At 65.3% G+C, this 16,910-nt stretch carries 17 protein-coding genes; 13 read left to right on the top strand and 4 right to left on the bottom strand.

Going from position 1 to position 16,910, the window contains the following annotated elements; translation table 11 throughout:
- Positions 1–14: 14 nt before the first annotated feature.
- On the bottom strand, positions 15–803 hold the full coding sequence (locus CH295_RS23630) for an ABC transporter ATP-binding protein (RefSeq protein WP_094634270.1): 789 nt from the start codon (positions 801–803) through the stop codon (positions 15–17).
- Positions 804–897: 94 nt separating this feature from the next.
- On the opposite strand from CH295_RS23630, the gene dapB reads away from it, so the two are divergent.
- From dapB to CH295_RS23610, 4 genes are read left to right on the top strand one after another with little or no spacing between them, the layout of a single operon-like run.
- Positions 898–1,656, top strand: coding sequence for a 4-hydroxy-tetrahydrodipicolinate reductase (gene dapB / locus CH295_RS23625; protein WP_037189548.1), 759 nt, complete (start codon positions 898–900; stop codon positions 1,654–1,656).
- Positions 1,657–1,706: 50 nt separating this feature from the next.
- Positions 1,707–2,126, top strand: coding sequence for a hypothetical protein (locus CH295_RS23620; RefSeq protein WP_052047573.1), 420 nt, complete (start codon positions 1,707–1,709; stop codon positions 2,124–2,126).
- A gap of 5 nt (positions 2,127–2,131) precedes the next feature.
- Positions 2,132–2,584: a flavodoxin family protein gene (locus CH295_RS23615; RefSeq protein ID WP_094742039.1), complete on the top strand. Its 453-nt coding sequence runs from the start codon at positions 2,132–2,134 to the stop codon at positions 2,582–2,584.
- A gap of 14 nt (positions 2,585–2,598) precedes the next feature.
- Positions 2,599–3,504 (top strand): alpha/beta hydrolase, encoded by a 906-nt coding sequence (locus CH295_RS23610; protein ID WP_094742038.1) that lies wholly within the window; start codon positions 2,599–2,601, stop codon positions 3,502–3,504.
- A gap of 1 nt (position 3,505) precedes the next feature.
- Here the strand turns inward: CH295_RS23610 and CH295_RS23605 are convergent, their stop codons facing one another.
- Positions 3,506–3,949, bottom strand: a complete 444-nt coding sequence (locus CH295_RS23605) for a hypothetical protein (RefSeq protein ID WP_230596221.1) — start codon at positions 3,947–3,949, stop codon at positions 3,506–3,508.
- A 136-nt stretch (positions 3,950–4,085) separates the two neighbouring features.
- Between CH295_RS23605 and CH295_RS23600 the strand changes: the two genes are divergently transcribed.
- The 4 genes from CH295_RS23600 (at position 4,086) to zwf (ending at position 8,325) form a co-directional block, all read left to right on the top strand.
- Entirely contained in the window at positions 4,086–5,447 is a 1,362-nt protein-coding gene (locus CH295_RS23600) for an OFA family MFS transporter (protein WP_094742036.1), read from the top strand.
- On the top strand, positions 5,444–5,560 hold the full coding sequence (locus tag CH295_RS28615; protein ID WP_441347073.1) for an MFS transporter small subunit: 117 nt from the start codon (positions 5,444–5,446) through the stop codon (positions 5,558–5,560). The genes CH295_RS23600 and CH295_RS28615 overlap by 4 nt, the downstream gene beginning before the upstream one ends.
- A 35-nt stretch (positions 5,561–5,595) precedes the next feature.
- Positions 5,596–6,804 carry a winged helix-turn-helix domain-containing protein gene (locus CH295_RS23595; RefSeq protein ID WP_037189538.1) on the top strand — a complete coding sequence of 403 codons (1,209 nt, stop codon included), beginning with the start codon at positions 5,596–5,598 and terminating at the stop codon, positions 6,802–6,804.
- A 66-nt stretch (positions 6,805–6,870) separates the two neighbouring features.
- Complete coding sequence (gene zwf / locus CH295_RS23590) at positions 6,871–8,325, top strand: glucose-6-phosphate dehydrogenase (protein WP_037190126.1); 1,455 nt, start codon at positions 6,871–6,873, stop codon at positions 8,323–8,325.
- Positions 8,326–8,331: 6 nt separating this feature from the next.
- Here the strand turns inward: zwf and CH295_RS23585 are convergent, their stop codons facing one another.
- Positions 8,332–8,811, bottom strand: a complete 480-nt coding sequence (locus tag CH295_RS23585) for a hypothetical protein (RefSeq protein WP_094742035.1) — start codon at positions 8,809–8,811, stop codon at positions 8,332–8,334.
- Between the two features lie 140 nt (positions 8,812–8,951).
- Here CH295_RS23585 and thyX point away from each other — a divergent pair, with 140 nt between their 5' ends.
- The 3 genes from thyX to CH295_RS23570 all read left to right on the top strand — a co-directional run bounded on the left by thyX (position 8,952) and on the right by CH295_RS23570 (position 12,575).
- Entirely contained in the window at positions 8,952–9,704 is a 753-nt protein-coding gene (gene thyX, locus CH295_RS23580) for an FAD-dependent thymidylate synthase (protein ID WP_037189533.1), read from the top strand.
- A 100-nt stretch (positions 9,705–9,804) separates the two neighbouring features.
- Positions 9,805–10,713: a 4-hydroxy-tetrahydrodipicolinate synthase gene (gene dapA / locus CH295_RS23575; protein WP_094742034.1), complete on the top strand. Its 909-nt coding sequence runs from the start codon at positions 9,805–9,807 to the stop codon at positions 10,711–10,713.
- 107 nt (positions 10,714–10,820) lie between these two features.
- Positions 10,821–12,575, top strand: coding sequence for a ribonuclease J (locus tag CH295_RS23570; RefSeq protein WP_037189531.1), 1,755 nt, complete (start codon positions 10,821–10,823; stop codon positions 12,573–12,575).
- 31 nt (positions 12,576–12,606) lie between these two features.
- Here CH295_RS23570 and CH295_RS23565 read toward each other — a convergent pair whose 3' ends face one another.
- On the bottom strand, positions 12,607–13,386 hold the full coding sequence (locus CH295_RS23565; protein WP_037189530.1) for a sulfite exporter TauE/SafE family protein: 780 nt from the start codon (positions 13,384–13,386) through the stop codon (positions 12,607–12,609).
- A 96-nt stretch (positions 13,387–13,482) separates the two neighbouring features.
- Here CH295_RS23565 and CH295_RS23560 point away from each other — a divergent pair, with 96 nt between their 5' ends.
- Positions 13,483–14,106, top strand: coding sequence for a TIGR03085 family metal-binding protein (locus CH295_RS23560; RefSeq protein ID WP_037190125.1), 624 nt, complete (start codon positions 13,483–13,485; stop codon positions 14,104–14,106).
- A 69-nt stretch (positions 14,107–14,175) separates the two neighbouring features.
- Entirely contained in the window at positions 14,176–16,863 is a 2,688-nt protein-coding gene (locus tag CH295_RS23550; protein WP_170946033.1) for a DNA translocase FtsK, read from the top strand.
- Positions 16,864–16,910 lie beyond the last annotated feature (47 nt).

Genomic DNA, 16,910 nt, shown 5'->3' with positions numbered 1-16,910 from the left:
TCTTCGACCGAGCATCAGCGGTGGGCCGCCGTGGCGACCCACCGGCCGCGTTGCTTCGAGATCTCGATGGGATGGTCGAAACACTCACTGATGTTCTCTGTGGTCAGCACCGCGTCGACGGCTCCCTGCGTCTGCACTCTTCCGTCACGGATGAGCAGGGCGTGGGTGGTCGAGGTCGGGATTTCCTCGAGGTGATGAGTCACCAGAATGCTGGCCAAAGTCGGGTGTTCGGCGCGCAGCGAGTCGAGTGCACTCAGGAGTTGTTCGCGGGCAGCGAGATCGAGCCCGGTGGCGGGCTCGTCGAGCAGCAGCAGCGCCGGGTCGGGAAGTAGAGCGCGCGCGATGAGCGCTCGGCCCCGCTCGCCCTGCGAGAGCGTGTGCCACGACGCGTCGAGTCGATGGGCGACACCGAGGGACTCGACGAGTCGGTGAGCGCGCGCAATCTGGTCCTCGGTGGCCGACCATCTCGGGATCAGATCCGGTGTGTTGGTCAGTCCGGTCAACACGACCTGGAAGAGCGTCAGCGGAGCCTCGACCCTCAGTCGTGGATCGACGTGGCCGATGTGCGTCCGCAACTCGCGCATGTCCACACGCCCGAGGCGATGGCCCAGAACGTGCACGGAACCGTGAGTGGGATGAACGAGCGCGCCGAGCAAGCTGAGCAGGGTGGATTTGCCCGCGCCGTTGGCGCCGAGCAAAACCCAGTGCTCGCCCTCCTCGACCCGCAGCGTTGCATCACTGAGCAGGTATCGGCCACCGCGGACGAGATCGACTCGGTCGGCGAACAGGACGCTGGATGTCACCGGACGACCGTAGCGGCCGGGGCGGACCGTGGAGAAGTAGGCTCTGAAGTCGGTAGAAGCGACAAGACGACGACGAAACGAGTGTGGGTACGACGTGAGTGCAACGGCACCTGTTCGAGTAGGGGTACTGGGGTCACGCGGCAAGGTAGGTCAGGCCATCTGTGCCGCCGTCGAGGCAGCCGACGATCTCGAGCTCGTGGCGACCGTCGACCAGGGCGATCCGCTGGCGAACTTCGTCGACGCGAACGCCCAGGTGGTCGTCGATTTCACCCATCCCGACGTGGTGATGGACAACCTGCAGTTCCTGATCGAGCAGGGCATCCATGCAGTGGTCGGCACCACCGGATTCGATGAGCAGCGCCTCGAACAGGTTCGCGAATGGCTGGCGGGATCTCCGCAGACGGGTGTGCTGATCGCGCCGAACTTCGCCATCGGAGCGGTGCTGTCGATGCGGTTCGCACAGCAGGCCGCCCGGTTCTTCGACTCGGTCGAGGTGATCGAACTGCACCACCCCAACAAGGCCGATGCGCCGTCGGGAACGGCGTACCGGACTGCCGCGTTGATTGCCGAGGCACGCGCCGCCGCAGGCACTCCGCCGAGCCCCGACGCGACGACGACCGAACTCGACGGCGCACGTGGTGCCGACGTGGACGGAGTGCGTGTGCACTCGATCCGGCTCGCGGGACTCGTTGCGCATCAAGAGGTTCTGCTGGGCACCCAGGGGGAGACGCTGAGTATTCGGCACGACTCGCTCGATCGCACGTCCTTCGCGCCTGGAGTCCTTCTCGGAGTTCGCGAGATCGCCGGGCGACCCGGGTTGACCGTCGGTCTCGATCCGCTGCTGGATCTGTGAGCTGATCGACGGTGAACAAAACGACGAAGGTGCTCGCCATCATCACGGTGATGGTGCTGATTCTCGGCTTCTACTTCTTCCTGCTCGGCCAGCGCGGTGTGACGCTGATCCAGAACGGCGGCGTGGCCAGTATCTCCTTGGGGATCGGGGTCCTGCTGCTGCCGATACTCGGGTTGTGGATCGTGTGGGCCACCCTCAAAGCCGGCTTCGACCACCAGAGGCTGGCCTCGCGCATCCACGAGGAGGGCCTCGAACTCGACGTCGCGGATCTTCCGCGTAGGCCGTCGGGACGGATCGAACGCGATGCCGCAGACGAGTTGTTCCAACAGGTCAAGACCGAATGGGAGAAGGATCCGGACAACTGGCGAAACTCCTATCGTCTGGCTCGTGCCTACGATTACGCCGGTGACCGCGGGCGGGCCCGCGAGACGATGAAACGTGCTGTGGCACTGGAACGCGCAGAGAACTGACACCGGTGACGCGCACCCTTCTGGTCGTTCATCACACCCCGAGCCCGCTCACTCGTGAGCTGCTCGAGACAGTTGTCGACGGCGCGCACGACCCCGAGATCACCGGCGTGGATGTGCGCAGTGTGCCTGCTCTCGGCGCGACCGTTCCCGATGTGCTTGCCGCAGATGGGTTTCTGTTCGGAACACCGGCGAATTTCGGATACATGAGCGGAGCTCTGAAACACTTCTTCGACACCGTGTACTACCCGTGCCTCGGTGCCGTTGCCGGAAAGCCCTACGCCGCTTGGGTTCACGGCAACGACGACACCGTGGGCGCCGGACGGGCCATCGAGAAGATCGCGACGGGTTGGGGCCTCGAGAAGGTCTTCGGCACCGTGCACCTCGCCGAGAGCGGCAAGCCCGCACGTGAACGCTGCTACGAACTCGGCGGAACTGTCGCAGCGGGGCTGTCGGTCTGACGGATACCGTGTGCATGGACGTCGACCGATATGCCCGATTCCTGCCCGAGCAGTATCGGCCAATACCAGGGGAGAAGCCCGAGTCGACGTTCTGGATGTGGCGCGACACGCGCGTTCACATCGCCCGCGCTGCGCGGCCCGAATCGAAGGTCCGTGTCATGGCCCTGCACGGTGCCGGGGGTTACTCCGGTCTGCTGTGGCCGTACGCCGCTGTCGCCGTTCGAGAGGGCGTCGAGGTGATGTGCCCCGACCTGCCTCTCTACGGAGATACCGTCGTCTCGGACCCCGCGTCCGTTCGCTACCGCGACTGGATCGATCTGCTGTGCGAGCTCGTGGTTGCCGAGAAGTCTCGCGACGGCCGTCCTCTCGTCCTGTTGGGCGCAAGCATGGGAGGCATGCTCGCGTACGAGGTAGCGCACCGAACGGGGCTGGTGGACAGGGTGATCGCCACCTGTCTGCTCGACCCGGCCGATCCCGGCGCCCGCCGTGCTGCGGCGAGATTCGACGTGCTCGGCGGGCCCGCACCACAGCTGCTTCGGCTGCTCGCCGCCGTCGCGAGCCGAGCACGCATACCCGTCAGATGGATGGCCGACATGGCGAACATGAGCCTGGACGCGGAGCTGTCCGGCCTGTGTGCACGTGACCCCAGAGGCGGCGGAGTGCGTGTTCCGATCGGCTTCCTCGCGAGCTTCTTCGGCTACTCGCACACCCGACCCGAGGACTACGACGGTCCGCCGATACTGCTGACCCACCCCGCCGACGACCGGTGGACGCCACCGGAGGTCAGTATCCGCTTCCTGGAACGCATTCGGGCCGACACCGAGATCGTCATGCTCGACGGGTGCGGTCACCTGCCCGTCGAGGAACCCGGGCTGACCCAACTTGCCGACACCATGAGGTCCGTTCTGGGACGCTACTGACTCAATCGGAATTCTCGGGGGAGTCCGGGCGCAGAATGTCATCGGCCGGGATCGGTAGCGGAATTTCGAGCAGGCGTTCCGGCCAACTCGGATATGCGGGCCGAATCCACACCCGGTTGTCGTCGAGTTGCGTCATCAGCACCCGCCGCCACGGCCAATCCTCTTGCGGTGCAGACAGATCGGTCTCGGATTCCAATGGCAGGGGTGCCTTCGTCCAGTGTGGAGCCGACAGCGATGCCAGACCGCGATCCTCGAGGTGCGCGATGGCGGTCTCGATCGGAACGCCCTGCGCAACGGTGATTCCGGCGGGATTGACGGCATCGACCACATAGCCGTCGTCGTACTCGTCCTGCGCACTCGTGCCGTGCCCGACGGTCCACCCGATCACCTCGCCGTCGGAGGCTCGTCTCACCGGCAATCTGCTGCGCCACCGCTCGATATCCACTGCCTCGAGGATACGCGGGTCAGAATGTGAGTTCGGTGAAGAAACTATTCGCGGTTGTGAGCGAGTAGAGCGGTGGCCGTGTTTGACTGCAGGGGATAGTGCAATTTAGTACCGAATTCTATCGCAAGGGATTTCGATGACCCTCCGCATTCTCGACCGCTCTGCCATCGTCGCGACACCAGAGTGGAGCCGCTGGTTGATACCACCGGCCGCGCTGTCCATTCACCTCGCGATCGGGTCCGCCTACGCGTGGAGCGTGTTCAAGAACGCCATCTCGCAGCCCGACGCACTCGGGCTCAGCGGCACCGTCACCGCCATTCCGTTCCAGCTCGCCATCGTGATGCTCGGCCTGTCCGCGGCGATCTTCGGGACCCGCGTCGAGAAGAACGGCCCACGATGGGCCATGGCCGTCTCTCTGGTCTTCTTCGTCTCCGGACTGCTGCTGTCCGCGCTCGGCATGGCCCTCGGACAGTTCTGGCTGGTGATCTTCGGCTACGGATTCGTCGGCGGTATCGGCCTCGGAATCGGCTATATCTCACCCGTCTCGACCTTGATGAAATGGTTCCCGGACAGGCCGGGAATGGCCACCAGTATCGCCATCATGGGATTCGGCGGCGGCGCACTCATCGCGTCCCCGCTCACCAGCCAGCTGATGGTGAACTTCGGCGGTTTCACCGACGGTTCGATCGCCAAGACGTTCCTCACGCTGGGCGTCGGATACGCGGTGTTCATGGCGCTGGGAGTCGTTCTCATTCGAGTGCCCGCCGAGGGGTGGACACCGGCAGGGTGGACCCCGCCCGCGTCGTCGTCGATGATCTCGACGCACAACGTCTCGGCCGCGAACGCAGTGAAGACACCGCAGTTCTGGCTGCTGTGGGTCGTCCTGTGCTTCAACGTCACTGCCGGAATCGGCATTCTCGAACGTGGATCGGGCATCTATCAGGACTTCTTTCCCGACGCCACCTCGCCCGAATCGCTCGCCGCGGCTGCGGCCGGTTTCGTCGCGTTCCTCTCCCTGACCAACATGATCGGACGGTTCGTCTGGTCTTCGGTATCCGATGTGGTGGGGCGTAAGAACATCTATCGGATGTACCTCGGTATCGGTGCACTGCTGTACCTCTACATCGCCTTGTTCACCAACACCAACAAGATCCTGTTCATGGTCTCGGCCCTGCTGATTCTCTCGTTCTACGGTGCGGGTTTCGCGACGGTTCCGGCCTACCTCAAGGACCTCTTCGGTACGTATCAGGTGGGCGCGATCCACGGACGACTCCTCACCGCGTGGTCGGTGGCCGGTGTGCTGGGGCCGCTGATCGTCAATGCCATCGCCGACGCCGGAGAGCCCGGCACCACCGGCCGATACCTGCCGGCGTTCTACGTGATGATCGGTCTGCTGGTGGTCGGGTTCCTGGCCAACGAAGCCATCAAGCCGGTTGCATCGAAATACCACGAAGCCGATCCGGCGAAGGCCGCGACGACCACAGGAGCGAAAGCATGAGCGGCGGACAGAGGCAGGTCACGATGGCGGTCGCATGGGCCTGGGTTGCCGTGCCGTTCGCCTACGGGCTGTACGAATTGATCCTCAAGGCGGCGAACCTGTTCAGCACCTGAGTCGATGTGTCGGTGGGCCGTGACAGGCTGATCCGATGCAGGAGATGAGTGCCGCCGCCGCTCGTCGTACCGCGCTGGCCGCCCAAGGGCTGGCATCGAGACGGTCGCGTACTCGGCCGGCGAGCAAGACCGCAGTTCACGCAGCCATCGACACCACCGGGTTGTTGCAGATCGACTCGGTGTCGGTGGTGGTGCGCGCGCACTACGCACCGGTGTTCAGTCGTGTCGGTGCCTACGACCGCACGATCGTCGACGACGCCGCATGGACCGACACCGCGCGTCGGCCTCGTCGATTGGTGGAGTACTGGGCCCACGAGGCCGCACTGCTGCCCGTCGAGGACTGGCCGCTGATGCGGTGGCGAATGGAGTTGTATCGACACGGGCGGTGGGGCGGAGCCGCCCACATTCTCGATCGCGAACCGACTCTCGTCGACGACGTCCTCGCGGTGATCGGCGACAACGGTGCGGCCAGCGCCGGTGACATCGAGAAGCACCTCGAGGTGGACACACCCGGTCGTAAAGGGCCCTGGTGGGATCGCAGCGATGTCAAGGTCGTCTGCGAACAGCTGTTCGCGGCAGGCGTGGTGACCGTGCCGGCACGGACGGGATTCGTGCGCCGGTACGAGCTCAGTGAACGAGTGATCCCGGAGAACGTTCTGCACAGGCGCGTCGACGAACCGGAGGCGGTACGTCGACTCATCGAAAAGTCCTCTCGGGCACTGGGAATCGGTACCGAGCCGGATCTGAGGGACTACTACCGGCTCTCGCAGAAGCAGGCGAAGGCGGCGATCGGCGAACTGGTCGAGGACGGTGTGCTCGACCAGGTGACCGTCCGAGGCTGGAACGCACCGGCATACCTGCACCGCGAGGCGAGAACACCGCGAACGGCCACCGCCGCCGCACTGCTGTGCCCGTTCGATCCGATGATCTTCTACCGGCCGCGCGTGCAGCGAATTTTCGATTTCCACTACCGAATCGAGATATACACCCCACAGCACAAGCGAGTTCACGGCTACTACGTGTTTCCCTTTCTGCTCGACGGGCATCTGGTGGCCCGCGTAGATCTCAAGGCAGTGCGAGCGCAGTCCGAACTGCACGTGATCGCGGCGTACGTCGAGGGCGACCGCAACGCCGGTGACATCGCGCCTCGACTACGAGAGGTGCTGCGAGAGATGGCGGATTGGCTCGAACTCGAACGCGTGGTGGTGGGGGACCGGGGAGACCTCGTCGCCGCATTGCGTTGACGCCTGCCGGCCGGGTCGAATCCCGCCGAAGTGCACTCGGGCAGGATCGGTGCCACTATTCGAACCGTGACTTCACGCCGGACGGACACCGCCACGGAACTCCCACCCCAGGTCGTCGTCCTGTTCGGGGCGACAGGAGACCTGGCCAAGCGAAAACTGCTGTCCGGGATGATGCATCTGGCGCTGTCCGATCTCGCGCCGAACATCCGGGTCGTCGGCACATCGCTGGAAGAGCTGTCGACCGACGAATTCCGCGCTCTCGCTCGCGAATCGATCAACACCCACTCGAGTCGCAAGGTCGGCGACGAGCAATGGAGTCGTTTCGCCTCGCGACTGACCTACGTGTCGCAGAAGGCAGGACCGGCGGCGCTGGGGGAGGCCGTGGCCGAGGCCGAGATCGAGCTCGGAGGAAGCGCCAAACGGCTGCACTACTTGTCGGTTCCCCCGAGAGCTGCTCTGGCAGTGGTGGATACGCTCGCGTCGGCAGATCTGGTGAAGCGCTCCCGGATCATCATGGAGAAGCCGTTCGGCACCGACCTCGAGAGTGCGATCGCACTGAACGCCCGGGTTCACGAAACGTTCGACGAGGATCAGATCTTCCGAATCGATCACTTTCTCGGCAAGGAACCCGCGCAGAACATCCTGGCCTTCCGCTTCGCCAACGGGTTGTTCGAGCCGATCTGGAACCGCAACTTCATCGATCACGTCCAGATCGACATCCCGGAGAAGCTCGCCCTGGACGGGCGCGCCGGATTCTACGAATCCACCGGTGCGTACAGGGACATGGTGGTCACCCACCTGTTCCAGGTGCTGGCGTTCATGGCGATGGAACCGCCGACGGCGCTCGAACCCCGCGCCATCAGCGAGGAGAAGAACAAGGTCTTCCGATCCATGATGCCGCTGGACCCGAAAAACGTTGTGCGAGGCCAGTACACGGGCTATCGCTCGGAGGAGGGGGTGGCTGCCGATTCCGACACCGACACCTTCGTGGCACTCAAGTGCGAGATCGACAATTGGCGCTGGGCCGGAGTGCCCTTCTACCTGCGCAGCGGAAAACGCCTCGCCGAGGGGCAACGCATCATCTCGATCGCCTTCAGGGAACCACCGAAGAGCATGTTCCCGGTCGGCTCGGGCGTGGGTGCGCAAGGTCCCGACCACCTGACCTTCGACCTTGCGGACGCCTCGAAGGTGTCACTGTCGTTCTACGGTAAGCGCCCCGGTCCCGGAATGCGCCTGGACAAACTCAGCATGCAGTTCGCAGTTCACGAAACCGAACGAGTCGGCGACGTCCTCGAAGCGTACGAACGGCTGATTCTCGACGCCATGTACGGCGACCACACGCTGTTCACCACGGCCGAGGGCATCGAGCGGCTGTGGAAAGTGTCCGAACCGCTGCTCGCCGACCCGCCCCCGGTTCGCCTGTATGCACCGGGCTCGTGGGGGCCCAACGCCATTCATCAACTCATCGCTCCACACGCATGGCGGTTGCCGTTCGAGCGGGAGTGGCGCGAGAAGAAGTAGGGCCGATCAGTTGTTCCAGCCGCGATCCTTGCGCATCTGATCGCGCAGTGCGCCCTGAACCGCTTGCGACAACCACGAATTGAGTGACACTCCGCTGTTGTTCGCGGCGTCCTCGGCACGTTCCTTGATCTGTTCGACCAGTCGCAGCGTCACCCGTCGGACCTCACCGGACACGTCGTCCATGGTCGGGTAGTCCTCGGTGACGGGCTCCGCCGGATCGCCGTCGTGCAGGCCGGGAACGGGGCTTTCGCGTCGAACATCCGCGTGCGCCTGCGTACCGTCGAGGCGAACGGTGACCGTATGTCCGTCCAGGTCGTTCGATACCTCTGCTGCGAAGTCCGACAGCGCCGTGAGCAGCATCAATCTGGCCGAGGCTTCCGCCGTCTTGCCGAGTGCTTCGGCCGTCTGGCGGGTGTGCTCGTCTCCCAGAGCGGCCGCCGCGAGTAGATCCGTGCGTAGCGACGCGGTGTACTTGTCCAGTTCCATGACGCCAGTGTGACGTCATGGTTGACGTCGGTCAAGCACCCCTGGTGACGTCAAGCGGCAGCGTCGTGACGTCATCGTTCGCCGGGCATCGGTGCCGCGTTTAGGGTTGTGCGGTGTCAGCAGAAAACGAAGGTAGAGCTGTGCCGCGGACGGTTGCGCTGAGAGTGCAACTGGTCGCCCGAACCGAGTTCGTTCCGCCGGTCGACATTCCCTGGGAAACCGATGCGGACGGTGGGCAGGCGTTGGTCGAGTTCGCCGGACGTGCCTGCTACCAAAGCTGGTCCAAGCCCAATCCCCGGACCGCGACCAATGCGTCGTATCTGCGTCATCTGCTCGATGTCGGACACCTCTCGGTTCTCGAACACGCGAGCGTGAGCTTCTACATCACCGGAATCTCGCGATCGTGCACGCACGAGCTGATCAGGCACCGGCACTTCTCCTACTCGCAGCTCTCGCAGCGATTCGTTCCCGAGCACGACGCCAACGTGGTTCTTCCGCCGGCTGTCGAGGGTGATCCCGAGCTCGAGGCGTTGTTCGCGTCGGCGACCGAGGCGAGCCGGGCGGCGTACACCGAGCTGCTCGGTGCGCTGGAGGGAAAGCTGGAATCGGTCACCAATGCCGCCCTGCGGGGCAAACAGGCGCGGCAGGCGGCCCGGTCGGTGTTGCCGAACGCGACCGAGACGCGCGTGGTGGTGAGCGGAAACTACCGTGCATGGCGGCATTTCGTGTCGATGCGTGCCTCGGAGCACGCAGACGTGGAAATTCGCCGTGTTGCCGTCGAATGTCTGCGTAAGCTCGTGGGAGTGGCTCCGGACGTGTTCGGCGACTTCGAGATCTCGACGCTGCCGGACGGCACGGAAGTGGCCCGCAGTCCGTTCGTGACCGAGGTCTGACGGCGAGGTTCGGTTGCGGCCGAGACCGGGTACACGTGGCGAGTGTCGGCGGGGAGTCCCGCTGCGCGAGAGTGGGTAAAGCACCGGGTAATCTGCTGCCATGACCTACGGTGACGCCGCTCCTTCCGTTGCGCCTGTGTTCGGTACGGTGCTCACCGCCATGGTGACCCCGTTCACAGCGGACGGTAAGTTGGATATCGATGCGGGCGTTCGGCTGGCACATCATCTCGTCGAGCAGGGCAACGACGGCCTGGTTCTGGCCGGAACGACGGGCGAATCGCCCACCACCACCGAGAACGAGAAGCTCGAACTGCTCCGCGCGGTGATCGCTGCGGTCGGCCATCGAGCTCGCATCATCGCGGGGGCCGGCAGCAACGACACCGCGCACAGCGTCGAACTCGCTCGTGACGCCGCCCGTGCAGGCGCACACGGTCTCTTGGTGGTCACCCCGTACTACTCCCGGCCACCGCAGGCCGGCTTGTACGCACACTTCACCGCGGTCGCGAACGCCACCGACCTGCCCGTGATGCTCTACGACATTCCGCCGCGGTCGGTAGTCCCCATCGAGACCGAGACGTTGCGTCGGCTGGCCGAGCATCCGCGGATCCTCGCGGTCAAGGACGCCAAGGGCGATCTGAACGCCGGTGCCGAACTGATCGCGTCGACCGGATTGCAGTTCTACTCCGGCGACGACCCGCTGAACCTGCCCTGGCTGTCGGTCGGGGCAACCGGCTTCGTCAGTGTCATCGGCCACCTCGTTCCGGCTCGTCTCCGTGAGCTGCACACCGCGTTCATGATGGGCGATATCGCGCGTGCACAGGCGATCAACGTCAGCCTCATTCCGGTCATTCGTTCGGTCGCGCGCCTCGGTGGCGTCAGCGCATCGAAGGCCGGCCTTCGCCTCATCGGAATCGATGTCGGCGAACCACGACTTCCCCAGGTGCCTCCGAGCATCGACCACCTCGAATTGCTCGCAGCAGAGCTGCGGGCGGCAGGAGTTCTTGTATGACACGACCGAACAGATCGCGCGGACGCGCAACCCGAAACGCCGGACCCCCCTCCGAGCGTCCGGCCCCGAAGCAGGGCCAACCGGCAGGGGCCAGGCAGGGCAAGCCGATGGTGCAGAACTCGGCGCGCACTCAGCGTCCCGACAAACGTCGTGAATTCGACCCGACGGAGCGTCTGGGCACACCGCCGAAGGCCCCGTTCAAGGGCCTGCGAGTGGTCGCGCTCGGTGGCATCGGGGAAATCGGTCGCAACATGACGGTGTTCGAGCATCAGGGCAAAATGCTGATCATCGACTGCGGCGTGCTCTTCCCCGAGGACCAGCAGCCGGGTGTCGACCTGATCCTGCCCGACTTCCGGCACATCGAGAACCGCATGGCCGACGTCGAGGCCGTGGTTCTGACACACGGTCACGAGGACCACATCGGTGCTGTCCCGTTCCTGCTTCGCCTGCGTCCCGACCTGCCCGTCGTCGGATCCAAGTTCACCCTCGCGCTCGTCGCGGCGAAGTGCCGTGAGCACCGGTTGCGGCCGAACCTCGTCGAGGTCATCGAAGGTCAGCACACGCAGCACGGACCGTTCGACTGCGAGTACTTCGCGGTGAACCACTCGATTCCCGACGCGCTCGCCATTGCCATCAGAACCGACGCCGGTCTGGTGCTGCACACGGGTGACATCAAGCTCGATCAACTGCCACTCGACGGCCGGCTGACGGACCTGGCCGGCTTCTCGCGGCTCGGCGACGAGGGCGTCGACCTGTTTCTGGTCGACTCCACCAATGCCGAGGTGCCCGGATTCGTCACGCCCGAACGTGAGATCGGCGGAGTGCTCGACACCGTCATCGGCAAGGCGAAGCAGCGCGTCATCGTCGCGTCGTTCGCCAGTCACGTGCATCGCATCCAGCAGGTCATCGATGTCGCCGAGCGGTACAACCGTCGGGTGGCATTCGTCGGTCGGTCGATGGTCCGCAACATGCAGATCGCTCAGGATCTCGGCTATCTGCGTGTGCCCGACGGCCTCGAGGTCAATGTCGACACTGCCGCAACGCTTCCCGACGACCGGTTGGTACTGATCTCCACCGGTTCGCAGGGCGAGCCGCTGTCGGCGCTGTCCCGGATGGCTCGCGGCGAGCATCGCCAGATCAACGTCAAGGCGAACGATCTCGTGGTGCTGGCGTCCTCGCTCATCCCGGGCAACGAGAACTCGGTGTTCGCGGTGGTGAACGGCCTCGCCAAGCGTGGTGCGACCGTTGTGACGCAACAGAATGCGAAGGTTCACGTCTCGGGCCACGCCTCGGCCGGTGAGCTGCTGTACCTGTACAACGCGGTTCGACCCACCAATGCCATGCCGGTACACGGCGAGTGGCGTCACCTGCGCGCCAACGCGGCACTGGCCAAGGCGACGGGTGTCCCCGAGGAGCGTGTGGTGCTGGCCGAGGACGGCGTGGTCGTCGACATGGTCGACGGTCTCGCCGAGATCGTCGGACAGGTGCCCGTGGGGCATGTGTACGTCGACGGCCTCTCGGTCGGTGACGTCGGCGATTCGACGCTGTCCGATCGACTCGTACTGGGCGAGGGCGGATTCATCGCGATCAGCGTCGCCGTCGATTCGGCCACCGGACGTGCAGTGACCGCACCCGAGGTGTCCGGTCGCGGATTCTCCGACGATCCGGCCGCACTCAAGGAAGCCGGTCAGCTCGTCGAGTCGGAGTTGCAGCGTCTGGCGTCCGACGGCGTGTCCGATACGCACCGCATCGCGCAGGCAGTGCGTCGTGTCGTCGGTCGGTGGGTGGCGGACAAGTATCGCCGCAAGCCGATGATCGTTCCGACGATCATCGCGGTCAAGCCGCAACCGCAGTCCAACTAGGCGCGCCCGCAGCCGAACTGGACGCGATCGTCTAGACGAGTAGTCGCCAGAGTCCGATCAGACCGAGAACGACGATGGCACCACGCAGGGCCGCCGGCGAGAGCCGGCGGCCGTAGCGTGCTCCGACGGCTCCACCGATCAGGGAGCCGACCGCGATCAGTCCGGCTGCCTGCCAGCTGATGTCGTCGAATCGAAAGATTGTGTACGTCACCGCTGCAACGACATTGACGACCAGCGACAACAGATTCTTGGCTGCGTTCATCCGCTGCATCGTTTCGGGGAGCAGTGCCCCCATCACCCCGATGAGCAGAATGCCCTGTGCCGCAGTGAAATAGCCGCCGTAGATTCCCACCAGCAGAGTGCCGCCGGTGACCAAGGCCATCCTGGTCCGGCTGATGTGGTTCGCGGCCTTGCCGGCGGCCTCCGATCGCCGCTTGGCCCAGGCCTGGATTCTCGGTTGTGCGACAACGAGAATCAGCGCACCGATGAGCAACACCGGAACCACTGCGGCGAAGACGGTTTCGGGTAGATGCAACAGCAGCCAGGCCCCGCCGAGCGCTCCGAAGAAGGAGGCGGGCAACTGCCACCGCAGTCGATGCCACTGTCCGCGCAGTTCGCGGCGATAGCCCCACGTGCCCGAGACGCTTCCCGCGACCAGTCCCACCGCGTTGGACATGGTGGCGACCACCGGGGGGTAGCCGAATGCGACCAACGTCGGAAACGTGATCAGCGTCCCGGAACCGACGACGGCGTTGATTGCTCCGGCTCCGAGTCCGGCGAGGAGGATGACGAGAATTTCCGATACCGGCACTGTTGGGAGGCTACCGACGCCTCGGGCGCGTCGAACATCGGGGAGTGTGGGGCCGGCGGGATGCCGTCGGTCGGCTCGGGACGTACCGTGGTCGGTGTGAGCCTTGCCCAGGATGAACGTTCTCAGCTGGTCCAGACCCTTCTCGACGTGGGTCCCGATGCGCCGACGCTGTGCGGTGAGTGGACAGCGGCAGATCTCGCAGCGCATCTCGTCGTCCGCGAGCGACGCCTGGACGCATCGCCTGGCATTTTTCTTTCTCCGCTCGCGGGGTACACGGAACGCGTCCAGCGTTCCGTGGCGAACAAGCCGTTCACGACAGTGGTGGAGGACGTGCGGACGGGGCCGCCTATCTGGTCGCCGTTCGCACTGCTGGATCCGCTGATCAATCTCGGCGAGATGTTCGTTCATCACGAGGATCTGCGCCGGGCAGGCGAGAACTGGACTCGGCGAGTGTTGCCCAGTGCGGTGGAGACCCGGCTCTGGCCACAGGTTCGTCTGGTGGGTCGGGGCGGTCACCGCTCCTCGCCCGTACCTGTCCACGTGCGCACTCCCGATGGCCGACGGGCCACGTTCAAGGGCGGCTCGGGCCCCGGCGTGACCGTGGTGGGGGAGCCGTCGGAACTACTGCTCTACGCGTTCGGACGCGACCGGATCGAGGTGCTGTACGAGGGTTCGGCAGACGACGTCGCTGCTGTGAAGGCGCTCGATCTGAGCTTCTGACACATTCACCTCCGCTGTTACTGGTGTTGCGGATGGTTTCGACGGGGCTGTTGCGACTAGCCTGGGGGCATGGCAGGAAAGACCAGCACCTCCACCGCCAGGGCCGGGTCCAGCGGATCCGGCTCCGCGCGCGCGTCCGGCACCGCCCGTAAATCCGGTGGCGGCCGTACCGCGCGCACCGTCACGACGCCGAAGAAGCCCACCGCGCCGCGCAACCCGGCGACGTCCCGCGCGAACGCATCCTCGCGTGGCAAGGCCCCAGCCAGGGGCGCGTCGACGGCTCGGCGGCCTGCGGCGAAGAAGAAGTCACGCGGTGCGCTCGACGCGATCGGGCGGGGCATCGCGTCCACCTGGTCGATGGCGGCGCGCGGAGTCGGTGCCACGACTCGGACGGTGAGCAAGGCCGCCGACATCGAACACGGTCACCGGCGGGACGGAATTGCCCTCGGACTCATCGCCGTCAGTGTTGTCGTCGCCGCGAGTGTGTGGCTGAGCGCCGGGGGACCGGTCGGCGAATGGATCGAGGTAGGCATCCGCGCCGTGATCGGTGAAGCCGGTTACGTCGCGCCCGTGCTCGGTGTCGCAATCGCTGTCGTTCTGATGCGCTCCGAACCGCATCCCGAGGTACGGCCGCGCCTGGTCCTGGGATCGATTCTGCTCGGCCTGCCGATCCTCGGACTGTGGCACATGGCCGCTGGTTCACCGACCGATGCCGCCGGCCGATCCGAGGGCGCAGGCTTCGTCGGATACGTGGCGGGTGGGCCCATCGCCGACGGCCTCACCGTATGGCTGGCCGTGCCGTTGTTGCTGCTCGCCGGGCTGTTCGGAGTACTCCTGCTCACCGGCACCACCGTCCGCGACGTACCCGATCGGATGCGTGCACTGTTCGGCACCGACAGTCGCGGCGACGAATACGACGAGTACGACCCGGCCGACTTCGGTTCCGAGTTCGGTGACGAGGGCTACGGCGACTACGACAGCAACTTCGACGCCGACGGCTATCCGGTCCACGGCGGCGCGGACCCGTACGACAACTATCCGACCGAGGAATACATCCCGGTCGCCAAGCCGCCACGCGCGCGCAAGACCCCGCCGCCCGAGGCCGCCACCGAGGTCATCACGCCTGCCGCCGCCGTTCCCACACCTGCCCCCGAGCCGGTCGCGCCCCCGCGGCCCAAGCCGAAGCCCATCGTGAAGGCAGCCGAACCGAAACAGGCAACCGAGGACGACAAGATCGTCGTCGATCGCGTCGTCGACGGGGATTACACGCTTCCGTCGCTGTCGCTACTGATCGACGGCGACCCGCCCAAGACCCGCAGCCAGGCCAACGACGCCATGATCGAGGCCATCTCCGAGGTACTCGAGCAGTTCAAGATCGATGCCGCGGTCACCGGTTTCACCCGCGGGCCCACGGTCACTCGCTACGAGGTGGAGCTGGGTCCCGGCGTCAAGGTCGAGAAGATCACCGCACTCGCACGCAACATCGCCTATGCGGTCGCGACCGACAACGTGCGCCTGTTGGCACCGATCCCGGGGAAGTCTGCGGTCGGTATCGAGGTGCCCAACTCGGACCGTGAGATGGTCCGCCTGGCGGACGTGCTGACTGCGCCGTCGACGCGAAAGGATCACCATCCGTTGGTGATCGGACTCGGTAAGGACATCGAGGGCGACTTCGTCAGTGCCAACCTCGCGAAGATGCCTCACTTGCTGGTGGCCGGATCCACCGGTTCCGGTAAGTCCAGCTTCGTGAACTCGATGCTCGTCTCGCTGCTCGCACGGGCGACGCCGGACGAGGTCCGGATGATCCTGATCGACCCGAAGATGGTGGAGCTGACGCCCTACGAGGGCATTCCCCACCTCATCACCCCGATCATCACGCAGCCCAAGAAGGCTGCCGCGGCGCTGGCGTGGCTCGTCGAGGAGATGGAGCAGCGCTACCAGGACATGCAGATCAACAAGGTTCGTCACATCGACGACTTCAACAAGAAGGTGCGCTCCGGCGAGATCACCGCACCCCTGGGCAGCGAACGGGTGTATCGGCCGTACCCGTACATCCTCGCGATCGTCGACGAGCTGGCCGATCTCATGATGACCGCTCCCCGGGACGTCGAGGAAGCCATCGTGCGGATCACGCAGAAGGCGCGCGCAGCCGGCATCCACCTGGTGCTCGCCACCCAGCGTCCCTCCGTCGACGTCGTCACCGGTCTGATCAAGACGAACGTGCCGTCGCGTCTGGCCTTCGCCACCTCGTCGCTGACCGACTCCCGCGTCATCCTGGACCAGCCGGGCGCGGAGAAGCTGATCGGCATGGGCGACGCGCTCTTCCTGCCGATGGGTGCCGGTAAGCCGACGCGTCTGCAGGGTGCGTTCATCACCGACGAGGAAATCGCTGCCGTCGTCGACTTCGCCAAGAACCAGGCCGAGCCCGAGTACAACGACACCGTCACCGCAGCGAAGGTCTCGGACAAGAAGGACGTCGACCCCGACATCGGTGACGACCTCGACGTGCTGTTGCAGGCGGTCGAGCTGGTAGTGACGAGCCAGTTCGGTTCGACGTCGATGCTGCAGCGCAAGCTTCGAGTCGGCTTCGCCAAGGCCGGGCGATTGATGGACCTGATGGAGAATCGCGGAGTCGTCGGCCCGAGTGAGGGATCGAAGGCCCGCGAGGTGCTCGTCAAACCGGACGAGCTCGACGGTCTGCTGTGGTCGATCAAGGGCGGCGACCCGGACGAGCAGCCCGCGTCGGACGAGTTCTGACGCTCCCGGTCGGGGTGAATGGACCATTGCAGCCGTCTCGGCGGTGC

It is taken from the genome of Rhodococcus sp. 14-2483-1-2 (assembly GCF_002259405.1).
Lineage (GTDB): Bacteria > Actinomycetota > Actinomycetes > Mycobacteriales > Mycobacteriaceae > Rhodococcoides.
This window is presented reverse-complemented; position numbering and strand designations above follow the sequence as displayed.